The sequence below is a fragment of the Corallococcus sp. CA054B genome, from assembly GCF_003611625.1.
GTDB lineage: Bacteria > Myxococcota > Myxococcia > Myxococcales > Myxococcaceae > Corallococcus > Corallococcus coralloides.
Genome location: NZ_RAVY01000021.1, coordinates 42,653 through 57,925, shown reverse-complemented (window position 1 = coordinate 57,925; position 15,273 = coordinate 42,653). Strand labels below are relative to the sequence as shown.

The following is a 15,273-nucleotide window of genomic DNA, read 5'->3' as shown; positions in this document are numbered from 1 at the left end:
TTCGACATCCCGATATGGCCTCGCGGGCGACCGCCGTCACTGCGCGATGCATGGGGGACCCCTATGTTTCCTGAATCCGGGCTCTTCAATCTCACAGCCGTCGCGCTGACGACCGTCGCGACCCTGGCCTCCGCGGCCGGGGCGCCCGTCCCATCGCAGTCCGCCTTCTTCCTGACCCGGAGCGAGAACCGCAACCAGGTCCACTATGCCCTGCGCCTGGACGAGGCCTGCCGGCCCGTGGGGACGCATCCCGTGCAGGTGTACTGGCTCATGTTGGAGCGCGGGCCATCGGAGGTGGAGGAGCTGCTGGGGGTCGAGCAACCCGTGTATGGGCTGGAGGATCCGCAGCCGGTCGAAGCCACCGAGGATGGCTGGCGGGTCCGGGTTCGCCTGAAGGCCTTTCCCTCGCGCCCCGTCGACATCACCACCGCGCGGGTCGACGGCAAATGCCAGGTCCAGGCGTGGACGAAGCTGGGGAACAACGTCGCCCGGCTGGAGCACGTCTTCGTGAAGACGTCCTGGCCCTTCTCGGTCGACTTCGTGCGGCTGGATGGTGTGGGACCGGATGGGAAGCCGGTCCATGAGATGATCCGCCAGTGAAGTAGGACTCCCTGCGCTTCCTGTCCTATCGTCAGCGAATGACTCTCCTGGTGCAGTGTGAGTTTCGGGTGCTGCGGTCTGAAAACGAGCCGGAGTTCATCCGGTTGGCCCGGGCGTTGGCTTCCGCCGCTGCGGATGAGCCGGGAACGTTGCGTTATCAGTGGTTTGTCACACAGCGGCCGGGGCACTACACGATCCTCGAGGAGTACGTCGACGCTGACGCGGCCGAGACACACAACGGAAATGTGGGAGCACTGCTCGTCGAGCTCTTTTCCGTGGCCGAGCTGGTAGGGGTGTCGTTCTACGGCGAGCTCAACAAGTACCTGCGGGACTGGATCGCCGGCCGGGACGGCGTCTCGATCAATGTCCCGTTGTGACTCCAGCCTTCGAGTTGTGAGTTCAATGGCAACACGGCATGGTTGGTCAGTCGCTATCAGGACGTGCTCGCGGTCCTGGGGCCTCGTCGCGCGAGGAGGCGATGGCGGCCCTGGCCGGACTGGATGACGTCTTCCTGGCGCTGGTGGAGGCGAACCTGCGTGAGCCCACGGACACGCTCATCGGTCGCGTCGTGTCCGAGCAGGTGGCGACGGGCAAGCTGAGCGCCCCGGATGCCACCGCCATGTTCCGATCCGCTTCAAGAAGGATGAGAACCTGCTCGGCGTCCACGAACTGCTCGTCACCTGGTAGGCGCAACAGCCGGAACCGGCGGCGCACGAGGATGGCGTGCGCCGCCAGGTCCTTGCTTCAGTATCCCCAGGTCCCCGAGTTCCAGAGCGGGGTGACGCCGTCCTTGTCGTAGATGACGAGGTTGCCGTCGTCCTGCATGTGGGCCGACAGGGCCCCCTGGCCTGCGGTGTTCGACGTCCACAGGGCGCTCTGCCCGAACCAGAGGACCAGGTTCCCATCGTTCTGCAGGACGAGCGAGAACCGGCGGTCGTTCGACACCATGGACTGTCCCAGCCAGAGGCCCTGGCCGGCGACGAGGATGCTCGGGCCCACGCCCACGGCCTGCCAGGCGGCGGTCACGGAGGCGATGTCGGCCGCGCTGTACCCGAGCTGCTCGGCGGCCTGCTCCGTGGCCAGCTTTGCGTCGGCGAACGTGGCCATCGTCTTGCCAAGCAGCAGCACCGTGTTGGCCCGGTGGAAGACCTGGGCCGCCTTGGCGATGCCGATTCCGCGCACGGCGATGGAGGAGCGGCCCCGTGGGTGCTGGCCGCCCTGGGACAGCAGATAGAACGCCAGGTTCGGGATGCCCGAGCTGTAGTGGACGTCGGTGAACGGGCTGAAGGTCTGGTCGAAGTAGTCCAATGACTGCCCATCCCGCTGCGGGTCGTTCATGTAGCGGAGGGCATCGCCAGATGTGGCGGGGGTATAGATTTCCTCCGCGCACTTCCAGGTGTTGGCATTCACCACCTGCCCGTTGCGGTACCACTCGCACACACTGCCCATGATGTCGGACATCGACTCGTTCAGGGCACCGGGCTCGGCGAAGTACAACAGGTTGGAGGTGGAGATGGTGAGCCCATGGGTCACCTCATGCGCTGTCACGTCCAGCGCGTTGACCATGCTGCCGAACGTCACGCCGTCGCCGTCGCCGTACAGCATCTGATTCTTCGAGCCGCTCCACGCCGCGTTGGCGTAGCCGTAGCCATAGTGGACCGAGCTGACGAGCCTGGAGCCCGCGCCGTCGTAGGAATCGCGGTTGAAGAGGCTCTTGTAACAGTCGTAGGTCGTCCCCAGCAGGTCGTATGGAGGACGAGTGCGGCACCCAGGACCTCACGGCCATGTTTGCGCTGCACATAGACGAAGTGCCGGTCGCCCATGCCATCCGTGACGGCCCGCTGGAAGGCGAGCTCCGCGGGGTCCGCATGGAACACCTTGCTCACCGCCAGGAGGGAAGGGCGCAGCGCGCTGACCGCTGCCTCCTCGGTCCGCTCCTTCCCGCCGAGCCGGAGCTGGCCGAAGTTCCCATTCGCGAACGTGGGCACATGGCCCTCGTCGGCGCCCACCACCTGGAGTTCGGAAATCGTGACACCCAGGGATGCGTCCGGCTCGGCGCCGGTGCGCTTCTCGTGCTCTTCCATTCCCTGGCAGGCCGAAAGGCCGACCAGGGCGCCCAGGGTCGCGAGACCCCGAATCCGATGCGCGGTCATCCGTGGGCGGGTCGCGGAGTTGCTGTCTGCCGGGCCACCCCAATCCCAATTGCTTCTGCACGCCCCTGGGCGTCTGGGCCTGCAGCGCGCTGTGACGCGCTCGGGGGCCCACGGACTCGCCTCCTGCCAGCACGGCGCTGGCAAGAGGCGGTCACGGCACGGACATCAGTCGCTGACCCAGCAGAACCACTTGTTGAAGGGGACATCCTGGCAGTAACACTCCCCCAGAGCGCCATTGGCCCAATAACAGCTGTTCGACGTGTCATAGACACAGGGGCGGGTCTGGAGCGTCTCACAGCTGTTGACGAGCGCCGAGGAGTCCTGCCCGAGCGACTCTCCGCTCTCGGGACCCTCCGTCACTTCCGCGCCACCACAGCCCATTCCGAAGATGGAGACGACCGCGGCCATCGCGAGCCCACGAAGAAGCATGATGCCACTCCCTTTCGCTGAAGAAGCGCTTCAGTTGCTCAGGCAGACCCACTTGTTGGCGGGGATCTCCTGACAGAAGCACTCGCCAAAGGTGCCATTGGCCCACTGGCAGCCCGTCTCCGCCCCCGGAGTACAGCGGCGGGTCTGGAGCGTCTCACAGCTGCTGAGGGCCTCGGCGGAGACCTGACCGGACTGCGCACCGCTCTCGGCACCGTCCGTCACTTCCGCACCACCACAGCCCATCCCGAAGATGGAGACGACAGCGGCCATCACGAACCCACGAAGCAACATGTGACGCTCCTTTTCGCTGGTGAGGTGCTGATGCAACTGCGGACGAAAGGGTTGGTCAAGGTTTGCCTGGAAAGCCGCGATGTCATTGAAAAGCTATGCTCGGAGCGGTCTCAGCGTCTGAGATTGTGCTTCGTCCTCAGGCTCAGCAGAACGCCCGCGAGCAGCGCGGAGCCACCCAATAGCAAGCGCTGGGTGAGGGGCTCTCCGAGCAGCAGCACCGCGCCCACCGCCGCGATGACCGGGACGCACAGCTGCACCACCGCCGCGCGCGCGCTGCTCAGGTGGGGCAGCGCTGCGTACCAGAGGCTGTAGCCCACGCCCGAGGCGAGCGCGCCGGACGCGACCGCGAGCAGCAGCCCCTTCGGCGACGGGGGTGGGGCCGCCTCCAGGGCGAGGGAGAGCATCACGAGTGCCAGGGCCAGTGGCACGCTGCGCACGAAGTTGCCGGCCGTTGCCGCGAGCGGGTCCGTGCTCCCACGCCCTCGCAGGCTGTAGATGCCCCACGCCACGCCCGCCGCGGCCATGAGCCCCGCGCCGAGCGCATCCGGCGCGCTCGCTCCAGGAAGCGTGAGCCCCGCGAACCCCGCGAGTGCCACCGCGAGCCCCACCCACTCGAGCGCGCGCGGCCGCTCACCGCGCGCGAGCCCCGCCGTGAGCATGGTGAGCTGCACGCAGCCGAAGAGCAGCAGGGCGCCCACGCCCGCCCCGATGCGCACGTACGCGAAGCTGAAGCCGGCCGCGTACACGAAGAGCGCGAGCGCCGAGGCCCAGCTCCCATGCCCCGCCGCCCCTCGGCCGCCCCGCCGGAGCCGCAGCAGCAGCGCGAGCACCAGCGCTCCCGATGCAAGCCGCACCAGCGTGAACGAGCCCGCGTCGATGCCGCGCGCCGCGCCACCGGAGAGGGCCGCGCGGCACAGCAGCGAGTTCGCGGCGAAGCCCAGGAGGGCAAGCAGGGTGAGGAGGGGCGTGCTCACGCGGCACCGGACATAGCGGGCCGCGTGACGCGCGTCATGCCCCCTGGCATCACCTCCTGGCTGAAGTGTTCTCCCTCCCCAAGTCCGTAGGAGCAGGTTCACGTCGGCGCGCTCTGTCGACGAGCCCCGCCCCTCGGTGGCTGCTCACGCGCGAGCCGCTGCCTGCCTGCCCCCTTCCACAGCCCTGTGAGCGTCCGGTGGAGGCGGACGCCGTACGCGCAGCCAGGGAGCGCTTCCTCGCGAAGGTGCCGGCGCACGACGCCGCGAGACTCGACTTCTTGTGTGACGGGAAGATGCAGCCCGTCATGGCACCGGGCTTGAAACACGCCTTCCGCACGTTGGGGAGCGTGTAGGTGTGGTTTCTCTCCGATGCGCCTTGCCCGGGTCAGGGGCGCACCCGAAAATGCCGTCCCATGCGTTTAATCCTGATGGCAGTGCTGTGTGCCTCCGTGTTGGCGGGGTGCAAGAAGGACGACTCGAAGGCCGGAGCGCTGAACGTCACCATCGGCTACAGCGGCTTCACGCGCGGATGCGTCACGGTGACCGCCACGGACGCGGACAACGCGGGGAACACGAGCAGCCTCGACGTGGCGATCCCCGGCAAGACTCCGGGCACCGTGTCGGTGGCGGTGTACCGGAAGAAGGACTGGGGCCGCGTGCTGAGCGTGACGACGCAGCTGCACGAGGTCGACTGCTCGGGCCCCGTGGTGGGCGAGCCGCAGGAGCAGAGGGCTCAGGTTCCCGAGGAGGGCTCGCTGGACGTGGACTTCACCGTGAGGGCCATCGATGGGGATGGGGACGGCTACTTCAGCAGCGCCGACGCTGAAGGTGTCGTCAGCGGCACCGACTGCAGTGACGGGGACCCCGCCGTGAACCCCAGCGCCATGGAGGTTTGCAACGGGAAGGATGACAACTGCACCCTCGGCGAGACGGACGCGAACGACAAGAAGGTCTGGTTCGTGGATGCGGATGGGGACACCTACGGAAGCACTCGGGTGGAGAGCTGCACCCAGCCTGCCGGGGCCGTGGATAGAGGGGGGGACTGCAACGACAGCGATGGGCAGGTCCACCCGGATCGCGCGGAGTTCCGCTGCGATGGCAAGGATGACAACTGCAATGGCATGGACGACGAGGACTTCGACGTCGACGGTGATTGCAAGGATGAGCTCAAGTGCAATGGCAAGGTCGCGTGTGCCTCCACCCCGAGCCAGACGACCTGTGCGCGACTCCCGACCGAGAATCCGGTGGCCTGGTTCGTGGACGGCGACGGTGACGGTTTCAAGGGCCAGGACGTGGGGCCGGCCTGTGAGGCCCCCGTGGTTGGCGCTGTGACCCAATCCGAGGACTGCGATGAGAGCTCAACCTACGTCCGGAATGGGTTGGCGGAGGCCTGCGACCGGCTGGACAACAACTGCTCCGACGGCGTGGATGAGGGATGCGCTCCCCTCGAGTGGACGACGGGAGCGGGCGTTGGAGGAAATGCGGAAGTAACGGCCATCGCCCTTTACGACGAGGGGCGGAAGGCGTGGCTGGTCGGTCAGGACAAGCTCGTCCATTTCGACAGCACGACCAGTCCGACCCCCACGGTGACGTCGTTTACGAGACCTTCCTGCAAGGGGAACTGGAAGGCGGTGTGGGCGTCCGCGAGCGGGCGCGTCTTCGCCGTCGGTGATGGAGGGAGGATGACGACCCGGGGCCCCCTAACCACCGATCTGGAGTGTTACACGCCCACCGCGCCCGGCTCGACCGGCCAGACGACGTTGTATGGCATCACGGGGATCGAGCAGCCCACGGAACCCACTGTCTATGTGGTCTCGAACCAGGGCAAGACCTTCAAATGGGTGGAGCCCTACAACCGGCTCAACACGGATCTGACTGAGTTCGGCACTGTTCCCGACAACCTTCGTGCGGTCGCGAGCGCCGGTTCCGAGGACACCTTGCTGGCCGTGGGCGGGGATGCCAGTAACAAGGCAGTTGCCTACCGTTATGACACGGCAAGCTCCTCGTGGAAGCCGGACCCCCTGGGCGGATCCTTCGACGGATTCCTCAAGGGCATCCATGTCACGGATGGCCGCTTCGCCTACGCGGCAGGCGACAATGGGATGGTCTTCAAGAGGAGTGGAGGCGTCTGGACCTCCTTGCCTACCGCCTTCGAACCCAATGGAACCACGAAGGCCGCCATCCGGGACGTCCTTGCCTTCAGTGAGAAGGGCATCTACGTCGCCACCAGTGAAGGGAACATCCTCTTCTACAATGGCTCCGAGTGGAGCACCGCGTACCAAGGGCAAGCGACAACCCCGCTGTCCTCGCTGGATGGCCCTTCACCCACTCGCATCGTGGCCGCCGGAGCCGGTGGCACCGTGGTGGACTTCACGGCGCCGCCTGCGCCCTGAGCCATCCATGACCGGCTGGAATCGCGCGCCGAATCCATCGGCGCGCTTTTCCCCGGGCCCTGGTGCTGGACGAGGCGTCCGCTGACATCCTGGGGGCCGGCGCTCCCGGTCCCCGGGCTCAATCCCTGACTTTGCGGCCGCGCCAGAGCCGCAGCGTGGCGAGGAGCCCCAGCACCGTCAGGCCCCCTCCCGCCTGGGTGCAGCCGTTCTTGGACGGGCTGTGGAGGGGATCCTCATCCACGGGGTCTTCGACCACGTCAGTGCCCCCGTCGGCGCAGCGGAGCTCGAAGTCCACGCTCAGCGGCGGCAGCGTGAGGTCCGCGTGCTCCAGCGTTCCCCTGAGCGTGGCCTGATGGAGCCCGGGCGTGAGGCCCCGGTTGGGCGGCGGCGGGTTGTACGCCGTGCAGACGGTGTAGAGCGCCAGTAGCTGCCGGTTGTACTCGTACTTGTGGCTGTCCGGGTTGTCCTCGCCCGTCGAGCTCAGCCCGTGGTGATTGCTGAACGACCAGGGCTGGCCGTCCACCTCCACCTCCCAGCGCATCCAGGGCATGAACGGCACCAGCTCCGCCGAAGGGGTGAAGCGCAGTGTGGTGAAGTCCCCCTCCTGCGGACTGCCGCAGTTCGAGTCCCCGAACACGGAGAACACCCCGCGGCTCGGCGTGTCCACGCTCAGCGTGCCCAGGGTGGTGGGCAGGGGCCGTTCCGGGCCCGCGGTGAAGGTCGCGGACTGCGTCTGGGTCTCCTGGAACTGGCAGAGGCCCTTCGCCTCGATGCGGTACTGCGTGCCCGGTACGAGCGGCGCCTTCGGGACCACGACATGCGTCCTGCGCCCGCCATCCGCCAGCGTGAAGGGCACCTCCGTGCCATCCGCCCGGGTCAGCTTGAGGGTGGAGACATCCGTGTTCTCCACGAGCGGCGGCACCACCACCAACCCGGGGACGTTCGCGGGGACCGTCCCTCCGTCCTCGGGGAGCGGGAAGCGGACATCCACCAGGCAGTTGGGCGCGACACACGCGTCCGCCGACGAGGGAACGAGGGCCCCCATCGCCAGGAGGGCCATCCCTACCGCGCCACGTGTCCACGTATGTCCGTGCATTTGCTTCATCAGACACCGGAGCCCGGGAGCCTGGGACATTCCTCAGGGATGTTTCCCGCGTCGCCAGAGCTGGAGCGTGGCCAGGAGTCCGAACGCCGCGAGGCCTCCGCCCGCCTGGGAGCACCCCTCGTTCCGCGGAGCCTCGGGCTTGGGGCCGGCGTCAGGGGCTGGCCCGGGCTCGGGCTCGGGCTCTTTCTCGGGGCAGCTCAGCTCGAAGGAGACCTCCAGGGCGGGAAGCGGCGTGGGGGACTGTTCGAGCACCGGACGCAGCGTGGCCACATGTCTTCCGGGAGGCAGGCCCTGGTCGGTGGGGGGCGGCTGTTGCTGTGGGAACTCGCAGACCGAGTACACGGTGAGCAGTGCATGCGGGTACTGGAGCCGGTCCATGAAGCGGAGGGTGCCCGCCGGCTCCACCACGCCGTGCGGTGCGATGGCCCACTGCTGCCCATCCACCTCCAGCGTCCAGTGCACCCACGGCAGGAAGGGCACCAGCTCCGGCGAGGGCGTGAAGTCCAGCGTCACCTCGCTGCCCTCCACCTCTGTCGAACAGGAAGCGCCGCCATAGACGGGGAAGGACCCGCGCTGCTCGGGGCCGGCTTGCAGGGTCCCCGACGTCGCGGGGAGCGCGACCGCCGGGCCCGCGGTGAACGTCGTCACCGCGGTGTTCTCTTCCTCCGAAGCTCCCGGGCATACGCTGTGGCCCTCCAGCCGGTAGCCGGTCCCAGGTACGAGCGGCGCCGCCGGGACGAGGACCCCGCTTCCGCGAGGGCCTGACAGGAGCCGTGCCTCCACGTCGGCGCCGTCCTCCGTGCGCAGGCGCAGACTTCCGCTGTCGACGGGGGGCCATCCGGTCGACGCCATCACCAGCGCCGGCACGTTCGCGGGCACGACCGCGTCCGCCGGCATCGGGAAGTCGATCCATCGGGGGTAGCAGGGAGCGCCGCTGCACGCCTCCGCGGAAGGGGGCAGCACCATGCCCCCTGCGAGCAAGAACGTCCCCACGCCCAGGGCCTTCCATCCACGTGTCGTCATGGCCTTGAGACACGCGGGCCCGGCGGGTTGGGACAAGGCGTTCGCGGGAGGCGCCGGTTCGGATGGGACCGCGACCGTTCAGTGCACGGGGCCGACCGTCCGGCTCGAGGCGCCACGATGCGGCCCCGCCCACGGCCGAGACTGCCGGGCATGCGACGCAAACTCGTGCTGCTGGTGCTGGCCGTGGCGGTGTGGCTGCCCGCGCTCCACCTCCTGTTCCGGCCCCGCGACCGGGAAGCGCTGACGGCGGCGCTGGCCCTTCGCCAACGCGCGTTCTCGCTCCAGGAATCGAGCGCGGAGCGCGACGTGCTCCACCGCACGAATCCGGAGTGGGACCTGATGGTGCGCACCTTCTCCGTGCTGTCGTTCGCGAACCTCGCGCTGTCGGAGCCCGCGCGAAGGGCGGAACACCTGGCGGTCGTGGACGCGCTCATCGGCCGGACGCTGCGAGACGAACGGCGGGCGCACGAGGCCTTCTTCCTGCCCTACGTGCACGCGGGCCCCTTCAAGGACCCGGCCGGGCGCAGCCTCTTCGTGGACGGTGAGCTGGCGTTGATGCTCGCCGCACGCCAGATGGTGGAGAAGCGCGCGGACCAAGCGCCGCTCCTGCGCGAGCGCGTGGACCTCATCGCCGGACAGCTGGAGCGCGCGCCGGTGCTCGCGGCGGAGAGCTATCCGGATGAAGGCTGGACCTTCTGCAACACGGTGGCGCTCGCGGCGCTGCGCCTGTCGGACCGGGTGGACGGGCGGGACCATGGCGCGCTCCTGCGCCGGTGGGTGGCCTCCGCGCGGGAGAACCTGTCCGACCGTCGGACCGGTCTGCTCGTGTCCAGCTTCACCTACGACGGCGTGACGAAGGACGGGCCAGAGGGCTCCACGCTGTGGCTCGCGGCGCACATGCTCCAGGTGGTGGACGCGGACTTCGCGAGCGACCAATACCAGCGGGCCCGCGCCGCGCTCCTGGGGCAGGCGCTGGGCTTCGCGTGGGCAGGGGAGTGGCCCGAGGAGACAGCGGCGGTGCAGGACATCGACTCCGGGCCCACGATTCCGTGGGTGAACGCGAACGCAGGCTCCAGCGGGCTCGCCCTCGTGGGGGCGGCGGCGTTCGACGACGAAGAGGCGCTGGACGGGCTGCTCACGAGCCTCCACTTCGCGGCGTTCCCGGTGCACGACGACACCGGTTTGCGCTTCGCGGCGGGCAATCCGCTCGCGGACGCGGTGCTGCTGTACGCGCTCGTCGAAGGACCCCTCTGGCGTCTCGCGCGGGCGCCGCACCTGGAGGCGCACCGATGATGCGACATCCGTTCGTCCTTGCCGCGCTGGGCCTCGGCGCGCTCTTCCTGGCGCTGCACCTGGGCGGGGGGCGTCAGTCCGTGGGCGTGCTGTCCGGGACCGTCATGGGCGGCCCCGGGAGCATGGGCTTCGGCGTCCTCTACGCGCTGGCCTGGTTTGGCGCGGTGCTGGCCGCGCCGGTGCTGCTGCTGGCGGGGCTGGCGGACAGCCTGCTCGGCCGCGTCCGCCGTGCGAGGCGTTGAGCGCCGCTTCAGCGCCGGTACAGCGTGCCGCCCTTCATCACCAGGCGCACCTGGCGCACTGCGCGGATGTCCTGCGTGGGGTCGCCCTCCACGGCGACGAGGTCCGCGAAGAGCCCGGCCTTCACCTGTCCGACGCGGTCCTCCCAGTGCAGCATCCGCGCGTTGCCGGAGGTGGCGGCCTGGAGCGCCTGCGCGGGCGTCACGCCGCTGGCCACCAGCAGCTCCAGTTCGCGCGCGTTCTCCCCGTGCGTGAAGACGCCCGAGTCCCCGCCCACGCACAGGGGCACGCCCGCCGCCAGCGCGGCCTTGAGGCCCTCGCGTTTCTTCTTCGCGGACTCGGGCTCCGGGTCCACGCCGCGCTTCCAGCCGCGGTACTGGAGCATGGCGTCGCCCGCCGCCAGCGTGGGGCACAGGAACACGCCCCGCTGGGCCATCAGCTTCCAGACCTCCGGCGTGCCGGCGTCTCCGTGCTCGATGCTCTCCGCTCCGGCCAGCACCGCGCGCTTCATGCCCTCCGGCGTGCTGGCGTGCACGGCCACCGGACGCCCGCCGCTCTTCGCCGTCTCCACGATGAGGCGCAGCTCGTCCAGGGAGAAGGTGGGGAGCGCCTCGCCGCGCGGGCCCCAGCGGTAGTCGCCGTAGACCTTGATCCAATCCGCGCCGCGCCCCATCTGCCCGCGCACCGCGCGCGTGAGGCCGTCCACGCCGTCCGCCTCCTCCGCGCCCTGGGGCACCGTCCATTCGGACGCGAAGCCCTTGGGGCCGTAGCTGCCGGTGGCCACCAGCGCGCGCGTGGTGACGACCATGCGCGGGCCCGGGATGATGCCCTGGTCGATGGCCTGCTTCAGGCCCACGTCCGCGTCCGCCGCGCCCTCCGTGCCCAGGTCGCGCGTGGTGGTGAAGCCCGCCAGCAACGTCGCCTTCGCGTGGTTCGTGGCCCGCGCCACGCGCAGCGCCAGGGACTCCTTGAGCACCTGGTCGTTCCAGTTCGCCTCGTTGTACGGATGCAGGAACAGGTGCGAGTGGCCCTCGATGAGGCCGGGCAGCAGCGTCGCGCCGGGCAGGTCGATGACCTCCGCACCCTCCGGCGCCTTCACGCCCTGCGACGGTCCCGCCGCGACGATGCGCTCTCCGGTGACGACCACCACCCAGCCCGTGTGGGGCTTCGCGGTCGTGCCGTCGAAGACGCGCGCCGGGCGCAGCACGTAGGAGCGGGAAGGGGCCTGGGCCCGCGCGGACGCGGAGCCGAGGACCCCGGACAGGACGGTGGCGAGGAGCAGGGCGCGCATGTGGGGGCGCAGTCTGCGCGCGTCGCGCCGTCCGGGGCCATCGGTTCGTGGGGCAGGGCCTTCCGAGTGCTTTTCTTCGTGCACGACGTCAGCTGGCGCGGGTTCGTGCGTCAGGGGGGCGGCTTTCGAATGCCGCACCGTTCTGATGGGGGACCTTCATTGCATCGCTTGATTGTGCTCGCCGTGCTGCTGTGCGTCGCCTGTGGCGACAAGACCGACCCGCCCACCCACACTCCGGACGCGGGCCCGGAAGGCCCGGCCACCCTCATCGTCCATTCGGACTGGTGGGACTTCGTCGCCGGCCTTGGCGACATGCAGGGCATCACCGTCCTCCTGGGAGATGGCAGCCGCTTCCGTCAGCCGCTGGGCCGTGACGGCATCGCACGGTTCCATGACGCGGCCATCACCGGCCCCCAGGACATCACCGTCGTCATGGTGGGCGACGGCAAGGTGTGGGCCAGCACGACGCTGAACGTGGAGGGCACGGAGGTGTGGGTCCGCTCCGGCTTCGGCTTGCTCGCGGGCGGCTTCCAGGGCAGCCGGCAGGCCACGCTCACCGGGCGCGTGACGAACCTCTCGGGAAGACCGGCGCAGGTGCGCGTGGTGGGAGAGGGCTTCTCGGGCGTCGACAACACGGAGGCAGATGGCACCTTCAGCGTCGACGTCTGGAGCGAGACCGCCGGCCAGGTGGCGCTGTTCGTCACCGACAACACCGACCACAGCGGGCGGGTTTCCGCCGTGGGGCTGCTGCGGGACATCGCCGTGGGAGAGGGGCGGACCGTCAGCGGGCTGGTCATCCCCCTGGACCACCCGCTGGACCAGCGGCTGCCCGTGGAGGTGACGAACCTCCAGCCCTATGGGGCGCTGTCGGGCGTCACCGCCACCTTCTCGCTCGGGTCGGAGTACCTCTTCACCACGAGCACCCCCGGCGCCACGCCCATCGAGGTCCCGGCCATGGCCCGGACGCCGCCGTTCGACACCGTGGACGTCCGCTTGTCCGCGACGGCGGGCCGTGATGAGCGGATCTCCTCCGGGCGGATGGTCGTGAACGCGCCGCTGGCTGCTGGAGGTGTCACGTCGCTGGCCCTGCCCGCGCCCGTGACGCTCGCCTCGCCTTCGGTGGGCACGGAGGCGGCGCCCGGTTCCGGGCCGCGCTCCGGGCTGACGCTGCGCTGGAGCGCCGACCCCGCCATGCACAGCGTGACGGTTCGCATGATTCCCCAGCAGGCGCCCGAGCTCGACTGGTACGTCACCGCCCCCGCGACCGTGGGCAGCTTCACCCCTTTCATCCTCCCCGCGGAGGTGTCGCCGCTGCGGGAGCTGGGCGCGGGCCGCTACTTCGTGCAGTGGTCCTCCCGCTCCCTGGGGATGGGCCACGGCTACCAGGACCTCTACAAGGCAGTCCCCCCGGGGTTCGAACCGGACTCGTGGAGCTCGAACGCGTACGGCTACGTCGTCCTCCAGGACTGAGCGCGCACCCCCTTCCGCGTGCTGGCGCTACGGCGTCAGCGCGCGGAACACCTTGGTGTCGCCGTCGTAGTTGCCGGGGTTCCAGTACACCTTGTCCGCGCCGTCCCGGCCGTCGATGTCCGCGAAGAAGAAGTCCGTGTTCTCCGAGTTGCTGAAGCCCGTGTTGTCCATCACCGGGCTGCCCGCGAAGTTCGTGCCGGTGCTCGGGTAGATCTGCATCCGGCCCTCGCGGAAGCCCGGCCGCCAGAAGACCTTGTCCGCCTTGCCGTCGCCGTCCACGTCCGCGAAGTAGAAGCGGGACGTCTCCACGCCGCTGGTGCCTGACTCGTGCAGGAAGTGCAGCGTGAACGCCCCCGCGCCGGTGGAGCGGTACACGCGCGTGCGGCCCCCCTCCTGAGCCGGGTTCCAGAGGATGCGGTCCGCCTTGCCGTCGCCGTCCACGTCCGCGAAGTACACGCGGGTGCCGACGCTCGTGTTCGCTCCCGTGGTGCTCGTCACCGCGGCGCCGAAGGACACCGTGCCGTTGCACTTCGACACGAAGGTGTCGAAGGCGCCGGACTTCTGCGTGGGATTCCAGCGCACCAGGTCCGCGCACCCGTCGCCGGTGATGTCCGCGAAGAAGAAGCGCGTGGCGTCGCTGGTGCTCGCCGCCTGGGTGATGGCCACGCGGTCGCCGAAGGTGCCGTCGCACTTCGCGGGGTAGATGCGCACCTCGCCGTCCCCCAGGTTGGGGCGCCAGAGGACCTTGTCCGCGCACCCGTCGCCGGTGACGTCCGCGAAGAAGAAGCGCGTGGTGGCGACGCCGCTCGTCGCGCCCGTGTTCTTCACCGCCGTGGCGAAGCCGCCGTCGCACTTCGACTTCGCCACCCACGTTTCGCCCTCGCCCGCCGCGTAGTTCCAGGTGATGCGGTCCGCGCAGCCGTCACCGGTGACGTCCGCGAAGAACAGCTGCGTGCTGGTGGACGTGCCGCTCGGGGTGGGGGAGAGGGTGGAGCCCGCGTTGAAGATGGAGGGGCGAATCGTGGCGAGCACCGGGTAGTGGTCCGACGGCGTGAGGCCGCCGCTCTCCGTCCGGTCGATGGCGGGCGCGGACGAGGTGAGCGCGCCCCCGTTGTGGAAGATGTAGTCCAGCCGCTGGTACTTCGTGGACGTGGACCCGTTCCACGCGTTGTTGAACGTGGCGTCATCCACGCCCGTCACGCCGTCGAAGCGCGCGGTGCGGAACAGCCGGGCCCCGCCCTCCAGGTCCGCGATGGTCGTCTCCCCCGGCGTGGACTGGCCCTGCGCGTCGGAGTTGAAGTCCCCCATGGCGATGACCGGCAGGCCCCCGGGCTTCGTGGCCAGGAACGACGCCATCTGCTCGGCTTCCCGCAGCCGCCCCAGTGAGCACGCCGCCGCGTAGGCGAAGTGCGTGTTGGCCACGAAGTACACCTGGCCGGAGGCCAGGTCTCGCAGGCCCACCCAGGCAATCTTCTTGCCCTCCGCGTGGCTGAAGCACGTTTCGCTGGAGGCATAGGGATTCACGAGCGCCTCGTTGCCCTGGCCCACCTCCGGGGCAATCTCGAAGCGGCTCTTCTTGAAGAAGATGAGCTTCGGGCTGCCGCCACCCGGGTTGTAGACGCCGTAGGGCTTGTCCGCGCCCGTGAGCCCCGCGATGAGGTCCGCGGGGATGCTGGGGCCGCCCGAGGGCGCCTGGGCCTCCTGCACGCCGACGATGTCCGCGTTGTTCGCGAGGATGCGCTGGAGGACCGCCGCCTTGCGGTTGGGCCACGCGCGCACGCCCGTGTCCAGGGGACCGCGCACGTTGTACGTCATCACCCGGAACGCCTTGTGTCCCGTCGTCGCCAACGCTCGCGCCTGCCCGGGCTGCACGTCAGGGGAGGGCGGCGCGCTTCCGTCCGGCCCGCAGGCCAGCAGCGGAGTGAACACCGAGAGCAGCGCGGCGGCGCGCGCGAGATGGGGACGGAGGCATCGCATGGTTGCGATTATACATGGAAAACTAGAAATAGCT

At 69.4% G+C, this 15,273-nt stretch carries 15 protein-coding genes and 1 pseudogene; 7 read left to right on the top strand and 9 right to left on the bottom strand.

Translation table 11 applies throughout. The annotated features are described in order from the left end of the window. The first annotated feature begins 63 nt into the window (after positions 1-63). The 3 genes from D7V80_RS08130 to D7V80_RS41320 all read left to right on the top strand — a co-directional run bounded on the left by D7V80_RS08130 (position 64) and on the right by D7V80_RS41320 (position 1,399). The gene (locus tag D7V80_RS08130; RefSeq protein ID WP_120587611.1) at positions 64-600 is read left to right on the top strand and encodes a DUF4833 domain-containing protein; all 537 of its coding nucleotides are present in this window, start codon (positions 64-66) and stop codon (positions 598-600) included. Between the two features lie 38 nt (positions 601-638). After that, positions 639-977: a putative quinol monooxygenase gene (locus tag D7V80_RS08125; protein ID WP_120587610.1), complete on the top strand. Its 339-nt coding sequence runs from the start codon at positions 639-641 to the stop codon at positions 975-977. 101 nt (positions 978-1,078) lie between these two features. Beyond that, positions 1,079-1,399 carry a hypothetical protein gene (locus D7V80_RS41320; protein ID WP_147447016.1) on the top strand — a complete coding sequence of 107 codons (321 nt, stop codon included), beginning with the start codon at positions 1,079-1,081 and terminating at the stop codon, positions 1,397-1,399. Here D7V80_RS41320 and D7V80_RS08120 read toward each other — a convergent pair. The 5 genes and pseudogenes from D7V80_RS08120 to D7V80_RS08100 all read right to left on the bottom strand — a co-directional run bounded on the left by D7V80_RS08120 (position 1,345) and on the right by D7V80_RS08100 (position 4,447). Next, on the bottom strand, positions 1,345-2,340 hold the full coding sequence (locus D7V80_RS08120; RefSeq protein WP_233585211.1) for a M4 family metallopeptidase: 996 nt from the start codon (positions 2,338-2,340) through the stop codon (positions 1,345-1,347). The two genes, D7V80_RS41320 and D7V80_RS08120, sit on opposite strands and share 55 nt — an antisense overlap. Before the next feature lie 14 nt (positions 2,341-2,354). Further along, positions 2,355-2,684, bottom strand: a pseudogene (locus tag D7V80_RS43840) (hypothetical protein); the annotation flags it as partial. A 234-nt stretch (positions 2,685-2,918) separates the two neighbouring features. Then, positions 2,919-3,182, bottom strand: coding sequence for a hypothetical protein (locus D7V80_RS08110; protein ID WP_120587607.1), 264 nt, complete (start codon positions 3,180-3,182; stop codon positions 2,919-2,921). Between the two features lie 30 nt (positions 3,183-3,212). Next, the gene (locus D7V80_RS08105; RefSeq protein ID WP_120587606.1) at positions 3,213-3,473 is read right to left on the bottom strand and encodes a hypothetical protein; all 261 of its coding nucleotides are present in this window, start codon (positions 3,471-3,473) and stop codon (positions 3,213-3,215) included. 110 nt (positions 3,474-3,583) lie between these two features. After that, entirely contained in the window at positions 3,584-4,447 is an 864-nt protein-coding gene (locus D7V80_RS08100) for a DMT family transporter (RefSeq protein WP_120587605.1), read from the bottom strand. A 428-nt stretch (positions 4,448-4,875) separates the two neighbouring features. Between D7V80_RS08100 and D7V80_RS08095 the strand changes: the two genes are divergently transcribed. After that, positions 4,876-6,840, top strand: coding sequence for a putative metal-binding motif-containing protein (locus D7V80_RS08095; protein ID WP_233585209.1), 1,965 nt, complete (start codon positions 4,876-4,878; stop codon positions 6,838-6,840). A 118-nt stretch (positions 6,841-6,958) separates the two neighbouring features. On the opposite strand, the gene D7V80_RS08090 is transcribed toward D7V80_RS08095, so the two are convergent. Together D7V80_RS08090 and D7V80_RS08085 are read right to left on the bottom strand one after the other, a co-directional pair. Beyond that, positions 6,959-7,900, bottom strand: a complete 942-nt coding sequence (locus D7V80_RS08090) for a hypothetical protein (protein WP_199738431.1) — start codon at positions 7,898-7,900, stop codon at positions 6,959-6,961. Between the two features lie 78 nt (positions 7,901-7,978). Beyond that, positions 7,979-8,968 carry a hypothetical protein gene (locus D7V80_RS08085; protein ID WP_120587602.1) on the bottom strand — a complete coding sequence of 330 codons (990 nt, stop codon included), beginning with the start codon at positions 8,966-8,968 and terminating at the stop codon, positions 7,979-7,981. Between the two features lie 150 nt (positions 8,969-9,118). On the opposite strand from D7V80_RS08085, the gene D7V80_RS08080 reads away from it, so the two are divergent. Then, positions 9,119-10,261, top strand: coding sequence for a hypothetical protein (locus D7V80_RS08080; protein ID WP_120587601.1), 1,143 nt, complete (start codon positions 9,119-9,121; stop codon positions 10,259-10,261). After that, positions 10,258-10,503 carry a hypothetical protein gene (locus D7V80_RS08075; RefSeq protein ID WP_120587600.1) on the top strand — a complete coding sequence of 82 codons (246 nt, stop codon included), beginning with the start codon at positions 10,258-10,260 and terminating at the stop codon, positions 10,501-10,503. The genes D7V80_RS08080 and D7V80_RS08075 overlap by 4 nt, the downstream gene beginning before the upstream one ends. A gap of 8 nt (positions 10,504-10,511) precedes the next feature. Here D7V80_RS08075 and D7V80_RS08070 read toward each other — a convergent pair whose 3' ends face one another. Further along, positions 10,512-11,792, bottom strand: coding sequence for an amidohydrolase family protein (locus D7V80_RS08070; protein WP_120587599.1), 1,281 nt, complete (start codon positions 11,790-11,792; stop codon positions 10,512-10,514). 159 nt (positions 11,793-11,951) lie between these two features. On the opposite strand from D7V80_RS08070, the gene D7V80_RS08065 reads away from it, so the two are divergent. Continuing rightward, entirely contained in the window at positions 11,952-13,262 is a 1,311-nt protein-coding gene (locus D7V80_RS08065) for a hypothetical protein (RefSeq protein WP_147447015.1), read from the top strand. Positions 13,263-13,289: 27 nt separating this feature from the next. On the opposite strand, the gene D7V80_RS08060 is transcribed toward D7V80_RS08065, so the two are convergent. Further along, positions 13,290-15,239: an FG-GAP-like repeat-containing protein gene (locus D7V80_RS08060; protein WP_120587597.1), complete on the bottom strand. Its 1,950-nt coding sequence runs from the start codon at positions 15,237-15,239 to the stop codon at positions 13,290-13,292. Positions 15,240-15,273: the final 34 nt, after the last annotated feature.